Here is a 13,323-nt window from a genome sequence, read left to right as displayed (position 1 = left end):
GCCGGTCTGTCCTTCGGGGCGGGTCGGCCGAGCCTGTTTCGGATAACAGGCCCCAGGCGGCGAGAAAGCGGCGGCGCCGGCGGCGAGTTTGGCTGGGGCCAATGGCTCGGGTAGCTGTGCGCGGCGGAAGTGGCACGCGCGGCGGCGGAAGTGTTGGCGCCGGTTGAGCTTGCGCGTGCTGCGGCGGGGTTGGGGCCGATGCCTGCGGCTCGTAGGGAGCCGGCGGCGGGAGCGTGGGCTGCGCGGGCGCAGGAGTTTGCGGATACGGCAGCTCGGGCGATGCCGGAGTGCGCGAGAACAGCGGCGGAAGTGTTGGCGCCGGCTGAATTTGCGGAGTCGGCTCGTAGGAAGTTGGCGAATCCGTTATCGCTGCACGCACTTGCCGAACCGACTCGTGCGGCTCGTTGGAAACCGGCGGCGGAAGCACTGGCTGAGTTTGCGGCAGCGGCCCGTCCGGCATCCGCATCGGCGGAATCTGAGCCTGCGCGTGCGGAGCCGGCGACGGATTCTGCGCGTGCGGGGCCGGCGGCAGGTGACCCGAGGCCTTGTCCTTTATATAAGTCTCCGGATACAAGGCCGCCGCACCGACCCCAGGCCGAATCCCTTCGCCCGCCCCGGATTCCGTCGTTCCTGCAGCTCCCGGCTGCTGGTACTGCGGCGGCCCGCCGCCCAGCACGCGCGGTATGACCGCGGTCTCGTGCACGTTGGGGTCGATCGGGTAGGCGAAGAACTCCGGGTAGCTCTCCAGGCCGCGTCGTTCGCCGGGACGGTCGGGGTCGTTCCCCGCGTCGGGCGGCGTTGTCATGGGCGGTCCGTGCTTCCGTGTGGCAGGCGGTTTTCACGGCGCCGGCGGGCACACGTGGTTCGCCACTTTGCCGAATCAGCGGCTTGGCGCGCCAGTTCGAAGGGCGCGCCGTTGCCGACTCGTGATCTCACGCAGAGGTTGGGGGTCGCGCTCGTCGGCTGCTTCGCCTGGGGTGCTACTCCCCCAGGACGAAGCGTTGCAGCACTTCGCGGGCTCGGGCGTTGGAGCGCGCGGCCTCGGCGATGGCCGTGGACAGCGTTTCGATCCAGACATCCATCGCGACCTGTTGGCGGGACAGGACGATGCCGCGGACTTCCTTGCAGACCTCGCCGACCGGGCCGTGCTTGCCCAGGCGCAGGGTCATGCGCTGCTCGCCCAGCGTCACGTCGACCGACTCCACGCGCCCCTCGCGGCCGGCGGCGCGGTCGGACAGGCTGCGCTTGCGCTCCAGCTTCACCGCGCCGGGCGGGAGGGTGTCGATCAGGTTCGTGGACAGCACGCGCGCGTAGATCTCCAGGTCCGCGGTGTCGGCGCGCAGGGAGGCCGCGATCAGCTCGGCGGAGACGTCGTTCTCGTCTCCGGCCGCCGGCTCCGGGAGGTTGTCAGTGGTCATACCGCTTACTCAACCACTCTTTCGGTGCGGGTGTGGGGGTCTCTAGTCCAGGCTCAGCACCATCGTCGGGCGCTCGATCTGGTGGTCCGGGCGCAGCGGGCGGACCGCGGTGCCCAGGGCGAAGAACTCCGTGGTGTGCGAGCCCCAGGTGTGGCTGTGGTTGCGCAGCTGGACGCCGACGATGCCCTCCGCGTGCAGCGCCTCGGCCTCGGACTGCATGCGGGCCATGGCCAGCTCGCGGGCGTCGTACAGGGCCTGGGTGAACTGCTCCAGCTCCACGTTCTTGCCGATGTTGCCCAGCGCGGCGCCGAAGCGCTGGTGCGCGATGTGGTACACGCACGAGCCCATGACCATGCCCAGCGGCGCGTAGCCGGCGCGGATCAGGGTCCAGAAGTCCTGCCCGGACAGGTCCGAGGTGAAGGGCTGGTTCTTGTTGTTGCGCCAGGTGACGTTCCCGTGCTGGCCGGTGCCGTCGTCCTTGACCGCGGTGCCGATCGCGATGAACTCCGCGACGTCGGCGCCGAACTCCTTGAACTCCACCTCCAGGCGCACGCCCACGATCCCGTCCGCGCCGAGCGCGTCCGCCTCGGCCTCCATCCGGGTCATCGCCAGCTCGCGGGCGTGGTACATGGCCTGGCTCAGGACGTCGAGCTCCTGGCTCTTGCCCCAGCGCGCGACCTGCAGGCCCACGTGGTAGATCGAGGAGCCCAGGACCAGCCCCAGGGGCCGGAAGCCGGCCTCCTTGACCAGCAGGAACTCGTTCACCGACAGGTCCGAGGTGAAGATCGAGCCGGGGGCGCCGGGCTTGAGCTCGGCCAGGCGCCGCATGGCGTCCTCGGGCACGCCGGCGGCGGTGTGGGCGATCTTGTCAGCCATTTTCTCTGCCTCTCCAGCCCTCGTTGAAGGGAGTCACAGGTACCGCACAGAAGTCTCGCGCCGGGCGGCCGCGCGCCGCTCCGGGTCCAGCGACATGATCGCCAGCGAACCGGTCCGGGCCGGCTGCCCGCTGGTCTTGAACGCCGCTATGGCCGTGCCGATCGCGGTCGCCTCGCAGATGTGGTCCCGCTGGCCGTCGGTGACCGGGCACTCGCGCTCCCGGATCTCCAGCTCGATGGAGGACACCACGACGCCGTCGGCGTGCACGCCGCGCACGTGCCGGGCCAGCTCCTCCCGGGAGGCGTGGCGGGTCTGGTTCACCAGGTCCGTGTAGCCGGCCACCTCCTGGTTGCCGGCCCAGCGGCGGGATGACATGCGGGTCCACCAGTCGTCGTGCCGGGTGCCGATGGCGATCCCGAGCACCAGCGACACCGGGATCCAGCCGTTCATCACCAGCTTGGCGAACTCCTGGCCGGTGACGTGGGAGGTGAACGGGTGTCGCAGCTTCACGGCGCTGTTCGGGGCGCGCACCGCGGTGCCGATCGCCGTGAACTCCAGCCCGCCGGCCGGGAAGCGCCGGATCGCCAGCCGCACGCCGACCACGCCGTCGCCGCCGAGCATCGTGCACTCGGTGCTCATCCGGTCCACGGCCAACCGGCGCGCCTCGTAGAGGGACTGCGTCAGCGGCGCGTAGGCCGAATAGCGGCCCGTGGAGGTCGAGGTGTACCCCGCACCGCCCATCCACGCCCCGGGGCAGTTGTAGGCGCCGGTGTAGCCCAGGTGGTACACGCACGAGCCCAGCACCTGGCCGACCGGTTCGAAGCCGGCGGCGCGCACGGCGGCGAACTCGTTGGTGGTCAGGGCCGAGCCCCAGGTGCCGGAGCTCCGGATCTCGTCCATCCGGGCCTGGGCCGCCTGCGGGAGCTGTTCCATGGCCGTGACGCCTCCTTGGCTTACCGGGACCCCGGGGCGGGGCCCCTACCTCATTCAACGTCCGGTGTTCAATGTCCGGTGCTCAACGCCCGGTGTTCGTCATCCAGTGTTCAACGTCCGGTGTTCAACGTCCGGTGAAGCCCGGCTTCTCCTTGGCGACGAAGGCCCGCATGCCCTCGGTCCGGTCGTCGGTGGCGAAGGTGCCGGTGAACTGCAGGCGCTCGATCTCCAGACCGGTGTCCAAGTCCACCTCCAGCCCGTGGTCCACGGCCTCCTTGGCCGCCTTCAGGGCCAACGCCGGACCCCCGGCGAAAGTGCCCGCCCACTCCAGAGCAGTCTTGTACACCTCGGCCGCCGGCACCACGCGGTCCACCAGGCCGATGGCCAGCGCCTCGGCGGCGTCCACCTGGCGCCCGGAGAAGATCAGGTCCTTGGCCTTGGCCGGGCCGACCAGGCGCGGGAGCCGCTGGGTGCCGCCGGCGCCGGGGATCAGGCCGAGCAGGATCTCGGGCTGGCCGAGCTTGGCGTCCTCGGCCGCGACCCGGAAGTCGGCGGTCAGCGCCAGCTCGCAGCCGCCGCCCAGGGCGTAGCCGGTGATGGCGGCGATGACCGGCTTGGGGATGCCCGCGAGCGCCTTGAAGGCGTTCTGGAGCCGTACGGAGTGCCGCGCCATGTCCGCGTAGGACATGTCCTGCATCTCCTTGATGTCCGCGCCGGCCGCGAAGACCCGCTCGCCGCCCCAGATCACCACGGCCCGGACGGCCTCGTCGGCGCTCACCTGATCGGCGGCCTCGTGCAGCTCCCGCTGCACCTGTACGTTCAGCGCGTTCATCTTCGGGCGGTCAAGGCGGATCACGCCTACAGCACCCTCAGTCTCCACGCGTACGAACTCGCCCATCTCGGCGCCGACCCTTTCTCGCGAGCCCGGGGTGCGGACTGGTGATCCGACGGCGGTGTCGGAGTTCTCATCAAAGCAGAAGCCCGTGCCCGCCGGGAGGGCGGGCACGGGCCTTGTGATCGTTTTCTGCTGACCGGGCTCAGACGGCTCAGTGCGCCGCGTGTGCTGCGTGTGCAGCCGCGGAGTCCGGGACAGCCAGGACGTTGAAGCCCGGGATGTCGAGGGTGTCGGAGGTCAGCAGGTACTGGTCGACGTGCACGTTCGTGAAGACCTCGGGGAACGGCAGGTCCAGCGGGAGCAGCGCCATCACCAGCTGGCTGGCCAAGTCGGTCCCCGCCTCACCGGGAGGACCCAGCGTGACCGGCCCGAGCGGCAGGGGGGCCACCAGGGTCCCCTTCTGCTGCAGGACGTGCAGGGTGACGTTGGTCAGGTGGACGTCCGCACCCTTTCCGCCGTTGGAAAACACCGGCAGATTGCCGTCCTTGTTGTACGTAACCATGTCGACCAGGTCGATCGCGTCCGCGTGGATGGCCATGACGGTCACCGTCTGGCCGTCACCGGTCTGGATGTTCTGGAAACCGAGGAACTTCTGGCCGTAGAGAGTCAGCGACGAGGCGTCCAGGTGCCACTCCGCCTCGCGCAGGGCGCCGGAGTCCGCGGCCGCCACGCACACGGTGCTGGGCGGGGGCGGCACCGCGATCGACTTCCCGCCGATCGTGATCGTCGAGGGCACCCCCGAGGGGCTGCTCGACGCCGACGAGGACGGTGCCGAACTCGAGGAACCCGAAGGCGTGCTCGACGTCGGGGGCTTCGCCGAGTCGCTGGACGTCGGCTGCGGCGTGCTCGGGACCGTGGTCGGGTCCGAACTCGGCTTGGAGCTCGGCGGCGTGGCCGGGCTCGACGGGCTGGACGAGCTCGACGACGAACCGCCCAGGCCGATCGACAGCAGCGGCGTCGGGGACGTGCTCGGGGTCGTGCTCGGGGCCGCGGCCGGAGCGGCGGCCAGCTTGTTCACCGTGGAGTTGGTCGTCGAGGACGAGGCGGGCGGGTTGAACACGTCGTTGACCTGGGTGGTCAGCCAGCTCAGCGGGTTCCACCAGGTGACCGACGAGCTCGGGCTCGGCGTACTGGTCGGCGCCGAGGTCGGGGCCGTGGTGGGCGCCTTGCTTGGCGGCGCGGTGGTGCCCGTCGGGGCGCTGGTCGGCGTCGGCTTGACCGGCGGGGCCGTAGTGCCCGAAGGCGCGCTCGACGGCCGGCTCGACGGCGCCGACTGCTGCGGCGAGGTCGGGACGGAGGTCGGCTGCGGGGCGCCGGGAGTCGCGACGGCGCCGGGCTTGCTCGACGAGGAGCTGGGGGTGCTGGTCCCGGTGCTGGGCGCCGTGGACGGCGCGCCGGCCTTCGGAGCAGCAGGGTTCTTCACGGCCCCCGACCCCGGCGTGCAGGCCGTGGAGGCCGCCTTGGGCGACGAGGTGGCGCTGGCCGCGTTCGCGACCGTCGGCATCACCGCGACACCGGTGGCGGCCAGGAAGACCGCCGGCAGCCCGATCGCGGACACCATGCGGGCCCGCTTGGTAAGTGCGGCGTCCACCAGGCGCTCGGCCTCGGAAGCCAGCAGCGGGGTCGGCACGACGGCGCGCGGCTTGTTCACACCGCCGCCGCGCGAGCGCAGCGGGGCCTCGGTGTCGGGCTCCGGCTCCGGGCCGGCGTCGAGCGCGAACACCCCGGAGGACGCGGCGGCGGCCTGGCGGTCGCGCCGGGCCCGCATCAGGGCCTCCAGCACCGCGTCACGCCCGGCTGGCGCCCCCGCGGCACCGGCGGGCTTGGCTCGCTCGGCACGCAGGATCGCGGCCCGCATCTCGGCGATGTCGGCGAAGCCTGTCATGCCGGCTCCGGCCGGCGCGTGGCCCGCGCCCGCCGCCGTACCGCCTTCCCGGTGAGCCTGCGGCTCCTCCGGGTCCGGTCCAGCGGTGTTCTCGTTGTCGTTGCTGCCAGTGACACTCAAGACGTCATGCCCCCTGCAGGTGTGTCCTCGGCCCGCGGCAGCGGCGGGACGACATCCCGCGGCGGCGTGGCCGGAACAGTATCGGCGGATGCGGGGTCGCCAGCCTGCGGCAGGGCCGAGGTCATCTCGCCCTTGGTGCCCTGGTAACCCGCGACGCCCGGAATGGGTCCGGCGGCCGAGTACTGCTCCTCGGCCCCCTGGAACTGGTAGAGGGAGGCCTGGCCCGGGATCGTCGGCTCGTCGGCGCCGTCAGCGCTGTCGGCGGCCGACGCGGCCAGCGGCGCGCGCGCCGAGGGCGGCATGTCGCCGGCCAGCGCGTCCCGGTAGGCCTGTTCGGCTCTGGCCTGCGCGGCGATCTGCTCCTCGGTCAGCCGCGGCGTCCAGGAGAACGCCAGCCCGCCGCCGAACACGCCGAGCAGCATCCCCAGCAGGAAGCCGCCGAAGTTCGACACCACCAGCGACAGCAGCGCGCACACCAGCGTGAAGACGCCGGCGAAGACCCGGTAGCCGGGCGCGAACCACATGGCGATGGCCATCATGATCAGCGCCGGGGTGATGGCCATCGTCGACACGCCCGCGATGCCGGCGATCTTGACGTTCAGCTTGCCCTGCGTCATCAGCGGCTGGAGGAACGGGATGGACCACAGCTCCAGCGCCGCGACGAGCGTCCACAGCCCCGCCCAGAACGGCCGCGACCGCCGCCACACCCGGAACGCGCGCCATCCCCGGACCACAGGATGCTCCTGGCTTCCGGCCATCTCGACGTCGATGGTGCTCACAGCTACTCCCGATGTGGTGCTGGTGGATGGGGCGGGCGCGCCCTACTCGCGCCCGCCCTCCAGGATTTCCCAGAACGCTTCAGAGCCTCAAGGGCCTAGTAGCACTCGATCCCGTTGAGGTTCGCGGAGATCGACAGACCCGGCAGGGTCATGGTCCCGGCGGTGGTCGAGTACGCGGTCTGCTTCACGTCCTTCAGGACGGCGTTGTCGACGACCTGGGCGAAGTCGCCGCCCGCGTAGTTCGTGGGCTTGCCGGTCTGCGAGTCGTGCTTCTGCCAGCCGGGAATCTTGTACTTGGCGTCGACGTCGGCGGCCGAGGCACCGATGTTGACACCGGTGAAGTCGGCTTCCGAGGTGTTCACCTGGTTGGTGTCCAGAACCAGGTTGCTGGCCGTCACCGGGTTGCCCTTGTCCTGGCCGGCCTTGAGCACGATGGTCAGGTGCACAGTGCCCATCAACGGGAGACTGAGCGGCACGTCGACGGACTGGCACATCTGGCTGATCGTCGCCTTCGAGATGCCGGCCACGGCCACCGCGTGCGCCTTGCCATCGGCGGTCGGGATGATGTCGCCGGACTGGATGAAGTTCGTACCGTCCAGCTCGCTGGCCGTGACCTTGAACGGCTGGCCCGACACGGCGAAGGAAGTCGCCAGCACGCCCTGGGCCATCGAGACGGTCAGTGCGCCGGCGATGCCGACGGTCGGCACCATAACGAGGGCGAAGCGCTTCCACTTGGTACCGCCCAGCACCTGGGCGCCCATTGCGTCCTTCATGCGTTACTCCTCCACGAGCGGATGGGACGAGTCCGGCACGCGCCGGACCGCGGCATGCGGGCCGAAGCGAGCCCTTGGCGGACTCCTCGGCAACGGCAGCGACGAGAAGCTCTGCCGACCCGGTGGGGACCTGCTGCCGCGCGATCGTTTCGGGGATCGTCGGATTAACAGACCGAGCGGATGTGATCGTGGTCTACTCGCGCCCGCCGCACAAGGGGTTCGTTACCGGTCGGTAACACGAACCCGGGACGGTCTTTGCCCGCCGGAGGGGCTTAGGGCACTCATAAACAAGAACTGACGCCTAATTGGATACTCTGTGTAGTTGTTAAATCCAGACAAAGACCGCTAATCACCTGGCTGTGACGGCGCTCTCATCCGAGGTCTGATGAGCCGTCAAGCCGGTGTGACAGTTGGCAAAGAAAAAGTAAAATCCCGGCCTCACGCCGGTCTTGATCAGGCGCGGGAGCGTTTGCGCCGGTCACCCGCCGGGTCGTTCCGCCGCCGGCGGAACGACCCGCTGAGCCGGGGTTGAGCAAGCCCTCAGAACAGCACGCTGGTCAGCTTGCGACGGCCCACCGCGGTGCGCGGATCCTCCGGGCCCAGCAGCTCGAAGAAGTCGAGCAACTTCACCCGTGCGACGTCCCGCTCGGCGCCGGCGCTGCGGGCCACGAAGGCCACCAGCCGGTCGATCGCCTGCTCCACCCGGCCGGTCGACAGGTCCAGCTCGGCGGCGGCGATCTGGGCCGCGGCGTCGTCCGGCTTGGCCTCGGCGTCGGCCTGCACCTGGCCGGCGTCCAGGTCGCGGGTGTTGAGCATGAGCTCGACCTGGGCCAGCGCCAGCTTGGCCTCGGTGTCGCCGGGGTTGGCGGCCAGCACGTCGCGGAAGGCCTGCGCGGCGCCGTCGAGGTCGTTGTCCTCCAGCGCGGTGTAGGCGGCGGCGAGCGCCGGGTCCATCGGCGGCTCGGGCAGCTCGGCCGGGGCCTGGCCGTCGGCGGTGCCGGTGACCCCGTTCTCGGCGGCCAGCCGCAGCAGCTCGTCCAGGTAGCGCCGGACCTGCGCCTCCGGGACCGCGCCCGGGAACAGCGGGACCAGGCGGCCGCCGACCACGGCCATCACCATCGGGATGGACTGGATGCCGAACTCCTGCGCCAGCAGCGGGTTCGCGTCCACGTCCAGCTTGGCCAGCACGAAGCGGCCGCCGTACTCCTCGGTCAGCCGCTCCAGCACCGGGGAGAGCTGCTTGCACGGGCCGCACCACTCGGCCCAGAAGTCGATGACCACCGGAACGGTCATCGAGCGCTCGATGACGTCGGCGTCGAAAGTGGCGTCGGACGTGTCGAAGACCAGGGGCGAGGCGATGGAGCCGGTACCGTCGCCGGCCGGGCCGGAGCCCGGCGCGCCGCCGTCGGCCGGGGCCGCCGGAGCAGGCGCGGCTGCTGTGGCCTGCGGCTTGGCGGCGAGGGCCCCGAGGTCCACCACTCCGCGCAGGGCGGAGGCGGGCAGGCCGGCGCCTCCGCCGGCAGCCATCCCGGGGAGCTGAGGTCGCTGTCTCATGGCGCCATCCTCCCCTTTCCGGCTAACCTCACGCCAACTCCCCTCCGGGTCCCCACCTGGAGGGGGCTGGCGTACTTGCGTGTCCCGCTCGTGGAAGCAAGACTCGTCATTAAGATACGCGTCGAAGCGTATCGCAAAAGACCGGGCCGCGTGAAGATCGGGTGAACAAGCTGCCACCAGGGGCCCGCGAGTACGCACCGGTATACCGGGCAGCCGACGACGAGCGACTTCAGAAGGAGGCGGCGGCGATGGCGTCGGGGTCCGAGGACACAAGAGAGCCCAGCGGCGCCCGCACCCGGGGCCGCCCCCGCAACGCCGACGCCGACATCGCCATCCTCACCGCCACCCGAGCCCTGCTCGCCGAACGCGGCTGGCCCGACCTGACCATCGCCGAGGTGGCGTCGCGCGCCGGCGTCGCCAAGACAACGCTCTACCGCCGTTGGCCGGGCAAGGCCGATCTGGTGGTGGACGCGATGGCGGAGTTGTTCTCGCATCTGGAGGTCCTGGACCGCGGCTCGATGCTGCAGGACGCTCTGGCCACGGTCGGCCAGTACGTAGAGTTGCTGCAACTGCCGGAAACCCAGGCGGCACTGTTGGCGCTGTCGGCGGAGGCCGACCGCGACCCGTCGCTGCGCGCGAAGGTGATCGGCAAGGTGATCGATCCGCAGCGGCACCTGGTGTACGAGGCCTGGGAGCGCGCGTGCGCGCGCGGCGAGGTCGAGGGCGAGACGGACATCGACCTGATCTTCGACATGATCTGCGGGACGCTGGTGCACCGGATCCTGATCAAGGGGCAGTCGGTCGACGAGGAGTACCTGACGCGGTTCGTGTCGGTGGTGCTGGCGGGGCTGGCGCAGCTGCGGCTGAGCGGCGGGATCTAGCGCCGGGATCAGCGTCTTGGGTCCGGAGCCGGGATCCAGCCCGGCGCCCGAAGGACCGGAACGGCGCGTGTCAGTGGTCAGGCCGTTGTCAGTCAGCTGACTGCTGCCGCTGCCCCGGCGCACCGCCGGAAGCATTGATCTGCTCGACGGCCCAGTCCGACCACTCCCGGCTCATGGCCGCCAGCCGTTTGGCGAACTCCAGCACCAGCCGTCCGTAGACGTGCAGGTCCTCGTCCTCCCACTCGATGGACGCATCCAGCGCCTCCATCGCCGCGACGTCCTTGTCGGCCATCTTCCCCAGCCAGGCCAGGAACCCGGTGGCCTGGTCCCGGGAGACGGCACCGAGCAGGAACACCTTCAGCAGCCCCTCGCTGCGCGGGTGCACGTCGGTCTCGACCTCCACCAGCCAGTGCTGGAGCTCGGCGCGGCCGGCGTCGGTCAGCGTGTACTCCTTGCGCCCACGCGGGCCCTGCGCGGACACCGACAGCAGACCGGAGGCCGCGAGCTTGGTCAGCTCGGAGTAGACCTGGCTCTGGGTGGCCGGCCAGATGTTGTGCAGCGAGGCGTTGAAGACCTGCATGAGGTCGTAGCCGCTGGCCGGCTGCTCGTGCAGCAGGCCGAGCAGTGCGTGTCGCAGGCTCACGCGATCCGCCTCGCTTCCGGTGCGACGGTCCGTCCGTCGATCGATCATCCCCCGACAGGTCTATCACGACCTTCCACGATTGACACGTCAGCACAGGACCTTCTAACTTCGACCTGTCATAAGTGGACCGTCCACTTTTGGAACGTCGATCGCTCCCGGAAGGAGCCCCCGTGGCGTACCTCCTCGCCTTCGCACCCTGGATCGCCTTCGCGGTCGTCCCAGGCAGTGCGTGGACCTGGGCGGCGCTGGCCGCATTCGCCCTGTCGGTGTTCGGCGTGGTCCGCCAGACCCGCGCCGGCCTGCCCCTGGACGCCCAGATCATCGCCATCGGCTCGGCGGTCTACTTCGCCGCGCTGACCGTCCTGGCCTTCGCCGACCCGCACACCGCCCTGCACGCCTACGTCCCCGCCCTGGCCTCCGGGGCCCTCGGACTGATCGGGCTCGGGTCTCTGGCCCTGCGCGAGCCGTTCACGCTGGGCATCGCCAAGCAGGAGATGCCCCGCGAGGCCTGGGACCACCCGGCGTTCCTCCGGGTGAACGTGGTCATCACGGCGGTGTGGACCGCCAGCTTTGTGGTCGGCGCGGTCGCGCTGGCGTTCCTGGCGCACTCCTCGGTGGCGCCGCGCCTCACGGTCCAGGTCGCGGCGTTCGTCGTGCCGATGGTCTTCACGGGGCGCTATGTCGCTTCGGCCCGGGCTCGGGCGCAGGAGGCTGATGACGCCACGACTGCGGCCGCGGCCGCGTGACGAAGCGCCGGCCGGACCCTTTCAGGCCCGGCCGGCGTTTCAGCTGTTCAGAGAACCTCAGAGAACTCAGATCCGGGCCGGCTCCCGGTACACGCCCCATTCCGCGCGCAGCGCGTCGCAGATCTCGCCGAGCGTCGCCTCGGCGCGCACCGCGTCCAGCATCGAAGGCACCATGTTCGCCCCGCTGCGCGCCGCCTCCAGCATCGTCGCCAGGGCCGCTTCGACCGCCGCGTTGTCGCGCTCCGCCTTGCGCGAGCCGAGGACGCGTACCTGCTCGCGCTCCACCTCGTGCGAGACGCGCATGATCTCCAGCGGTTCGTCGATCGCGTCGGTGTAGGCGTTCACGCCGACGACGCGCTTGTCGCCCTTCTCGACCGAGCGCTGGTAGGCGAACGAGGCCTCGGCGATCTCGGAGGTGAACCAGCCGTCCTCGATGCCGCGCAGCAGGCCGGCGGTCATCGGGCCGACCGGGTGCTGGGCGCCGTTCGGTGCCAGGTCCTTGATGCGCTGGAAGATCGCCTCGGCCTCGGCCTCGATGCGGTCGGTCAGCGCCTCGACGTACCAGCTGCCGCCGAGCGGGTCCGCGACGTTCGCGACGCCGGTCTCCTCCATGATCACCTGCTGCGTGCGCAGCGCGATCTCCGCCGCCTTCGCCGAGGGCAGGGCCAGCACCTCGTCCAGGGCGTTGGTGTGCAGCGAGTTGGTGCCGCCCAGGACGCCGGCCAGGGCCTCGATCGCGGTGCGGACCACGTTGTTGTCCGGCTGCTGCGCGGTCAGCGACACGCCGGCGGTCTGGGTGTGGAAGCGCAGCCACTGCGCCTTCTCGGTCTTGGCGCCGTAGACGTCGCGCATCCAGCGGGCCCAGATACGGCGGGCCGCACGGAACTTCGCGATCTCCTCGAAGAACTCCACGTGCGCGTCGAAGAAGAACGACAGGCCCGGGGCGAACACGTCGACGTCCATGCCGCGCGACAGCCCGAGTTCCACGTAGCCGAAGCCGTCGGCCAGCGTGAACGCCAGCTCCTGCGCGGCCGTCGCCCCCGCCTCGCGGATGTGGTAGCCGGACACAGACAGCGGCTTGTACGCCGGCACCTTCTCGGCCGTGAACTCCATCAGGTCGCCGATCAGGCGCAGGTGCGGCTCGGGGTCGAACAGCCACTCCTTCTGCGCGATGTACTCCTTGAAGATGTCGGTCTGGAGCGTGCCGTTGAGCCGGCCGATGTCCACGCCCTGACGCTCGGCGGCGACCAGGTACATGCAGAACACCGGGACGGCCGGGCCGCTGATCGTCATCGAAGTGGTGACGTCGCCCAGCGGGATGTCCTTGAACAGCACCTCCATGTCGGCGGCGGAGTCGATGGCGACGCCGCAGTGCCCGACCTCGCCGAGGGCGCGGCCGGAGTCGGAGTCGTAGCCCATGAGCGTCGGCATGTCGAAGGCCACGGACAGCCCGCCGCCGCCGTTGGCCAGGATCATCCGGTAGCGCTCGTTGGTCTGCTCGGCGTTGCCGAAGCCGGCGAACTGCCGAATGGTCCACGGCTTGCCGCGGTACCCGGTCGGGTGGATCCCGCGCGTGTAGGGGAATTCCCCCGGCCACCCGATGCGCTCGAAGCCGGGGACCTCGGAACCCTCCGGCGGGCCGTAGACCGGCTCGACGTCGGTGCCGGAGATCGTGGTGAAATCGGCGACCCGCTTGCGCGCGGCGTCGTAGCGTGCCTGCCAGCGGTCGCGGCCTGCGGAGATCTGCTCGGAGTCCATACCCCGAGATTTTACTAGGACGTCCTACTAAATGCGAACAGGAGTCCGCCGAGCAGGCAACC

Annotated in this window: 13 protein-coding genes; 3 read left to right on the top strand and 10 right to left on the bottom strand. The window is 70.5% G+C overall.

What is annotated here, in order from left to right:
- Positions 1–980 precede the first annotated feature (980 nt).
- The 5 genes from GWK61_RS29505 to GWK61_RS29485 all read right to left on the bottom strand — a co-directional run bounded on the left by GWK61_RS29505 (position 981) and on the right by GWK61_RS29485 (position 4,792).
- Positions 981–1,418, bottom strand: coding sequence for a hypothetical protein (locus GWK61_RS29505; RefSeq protein WP_194914034.1), 438 nt, complete (start codon positions 1,416–1,418; stop codon positions 981–983).
- A 42-nt stretch (positions 1,419–1,460) separates the two neighbouring features.
- On the bottom strand, positions 1,461–2,294 hold the full coding sequence (locus GWK61_RS29500) for a heavy metal-binding domain-containing protein (protein WP_228563138.1): 834 nt from the start codon (positions 2,292–2,294) through the stop codon (positions 1,461–1,463).
- Between the two features lie 33 nt (positions 2,295–2,327).
- Positions 2,328–3,227 (bottom strand): heavy metal-binding domain-containing protein, encoded by a 900-nt coding sequence (locus GWK61_RS29495; RefSeq protein WP_194914025.1) that lies wholly within the window; start codon positions 3,225–3,227, stop codon positions 2,328–2,330.
- 124 nt (positions 3,228–3,351) lie between these two features.
- Positions 3,352–4,125, bottom strand: a complete 774-nt coding sequence (locus GWK61_RS29490; RefSeq protein ID WP_194914040.1) for an enoyl-CoA hydratase/isomerase family protein — start codon at positions 4,123–4,125, stop codon at positions 3,352–3,354.
- A 148-nt stretch (positions 4,126–4,273) separates the two neighbouring features.
- The gene (locus tag GWK61_RS29485; RefSeq protein ID WP_194914023.1) at positions 4,274–4,792 is read right to left on the bottom strand and encodes a hypothetical protein; all 519 of its coding nucleotides are present in this window, start codon (positions 4,790–4,792) and stop codon (positions 4,274–4,276) included.
- Between the two features lie 7 nt (positions 4,793–4,799).
- Between GWK61_RS29485 and GWK61_RS29480 the strand changes: the two genes are divergently transcribed.
- Positions 4,800–6,062: a hypothetical protein gene (locus GWK61_RS29480; RefSeq protein ID WP_194914021.1), complete on the top strand. Its 1,263-nt coding sequence runs from the start codon at positions 4,800–4,802 to the stop codon at positions 6,060–6,062.
- A 61-nt stretch (positions 6,063–6,123) separates the two neighbouring features.
- Here the strand turns inward: GWK61_RS29480 and GWK61_RS29475 are convergent, their stop codons facing one another.
- The 3 genes from GWK61_RS29475 to GWK61_RS29465 all read right to left on the bottom strand — a co-directional run bounded on the left by GWK61_RS29475 (position 6,124) and on the right by GWK61_RS29465 (position 9,233).
- Positions 6,124–6,906, bottom strand: a complete 783-nt coding sequence (locus GWK61_RS29475; protein WP_194914020.1) for a DUF6114 domain-containing protein — start codon at positions 6,904–6,906, stop codon at positions 6,124–6,126.
- A 95-nt stretch (positions 6,907–7,001) separates the two neighbouring features.
- A complete protein-coding gene (locus tag GWK61_RS29470; protein WP_228563137.1) occupies positions 7,002–7,679 on the bottom strand; it encodes a DUF6230 family protein in 678 nt (225 codons plus the stop codon).
- 540 nt (positions 7,680–8,219) lie between these two features.
- A complete protein-coding gene (locus GWK61_RS29465; RefSeq protein WP_194914018.1) occupies positions 8,220–9,233 on the bottom strand; it encodes a tetratricopeptide repeat protein in 1,014 nt (337 codons plus the stop codon).
- Positions 9,234–9,481: 248 nt separating this feature from the next.
- Between GWK61_RS29465 and GWK61_RS29460 the strand changes: the two genes are divergently transcribed.
- Entirely contained in the window at positions 9,482–10,114 is a 633-nt protein-coding gene (locus tag GWK61_RS29460; RefSeq protein ID WP_194914016.1) for a TetR/AcrR family transcriptional regulator, read from the top strand.
- 88 nt (positions 10,115–10,202) lie between these two features.
- Here GWK61_RS29460 and GWK61_RS29455 read toward each other — a convergent pair whose 3' ends face one another.
- Positions 10,203–10,757, bottom strand: coding sequence for a PadR family transcriptional regulator (locus GWK61_RS29455; protein ID WP_194914012.1), 555 nt, complete (start codon positions 10,755–10,757; stop codon positions 10,203–10,205).
- Positions 10,758–10,927: 170 nt separating this feature from the next.
- Between GWK61_RS29455 and GWK61_RS29450 the strand changes: the two genes are divergently transcribed.
- Positions 10,928–11,503, top strand: coding sequence for a DUF3159 domain-containing protein (locus GWK61_RS29450; protein WP_194914010.1), 576 nt, complete (start codon positions 10,928–10,930; stop codon positions 11,501–11,503).
- Between the two features lie 66 nt (positions 11,504–11,569).
- On the opposite strand, the gene icmA is transcribed toward GWK61_RS29450, so the two are convergent.
- Positions 11,570–13,261 (bottom strand): coenzyme B12-dependent isobutyryl-CoA mutase large subunit, encoded by a 1,692-nt coding sequence (gene icmA, locus GWK61_RS29445; RefSeq protein ID WP_194914007.1) that lies wholly within the window; start codon positions 13,259–13,261, stop codon positions 11,570–11,572.
- Between the last annotated feature and the right edge of the window lie 62 nt (positions 13,262–13,323).

The organism is Catenulispora rubra, assembly GCF_015356825.1.
In the GTDB taxonomy this organism is placed as follows: domain Bacteria; phylum Actinomycetota; class Actinomycetes; order Streptomycetales; family Catenulisporaceae; genus Catenulispora; species Catenulispora rubra.
Note: the sequence above shows the minus strand (reverse complement) of the source record. Positions and strands in the feature narration are given on the sequence as shown.

Bases quoted from the DNA above. Each gene is read 5' to 3' on its own strand.
- GWK61_RS29460 (WP_194914016.1), top strand. From the start codon at position 9,482: ATGGCGTCGGGGTCCGAGGACACAAGAGAGCCCAGCGGCGCCCGCACC.
- GWK61_RS29490 (WP_194914040.1), bottom strand. From the start codon at position 4,125: ATGGGCGAGTTCGTACGCGTGGAGACTGAGGGTGCTGTAGGCGTGATC.
- icmA (WP_194914007.1), bottom strand. From the start codon at position 13,261: ATGGACTCCGAGCAGATCTCCGCAGGCCGCGACCGCTGGCAGGCACGC.
- GWK61_RS29495 (WP_194914025.1), bottom strand. From the start codon at position 3,227: ATGGAACAGCTCCCGCAGGCGGCCCAGGCCCGGATGGACGAGATCCGG.
- GWK61_RS29470 (WP_228563137.1), bottom strand. From the start codon at position 7,679: ATGAAGGACGCAATGGGCGCCCAGGTGCTGGGCGGTACCAAGTGGAAG.
- GWK61_RS29465 (WP_194914018.1), bottom strand. From the start codon at position 9,233: ATGAGACAGCGACCTCAGCTCCCCGGGATGGCTGCCGGCGGAGGCGCC.
- GWK61_RS29500 (WP_228563138.1), bottom strand. From the start codon at position 2,294: ATGGCTGACAAGATCGCCCACACCGCCGCCGGCGTGCCCGAGGACGCC.
- GWK61_RS29505 (WP_194914034.1), bottom strand. From the start codon at position 1,418: ATGACCACTGACAACCTCCCGGAGCCGGCGGCCGGAGACGAGAACGAC.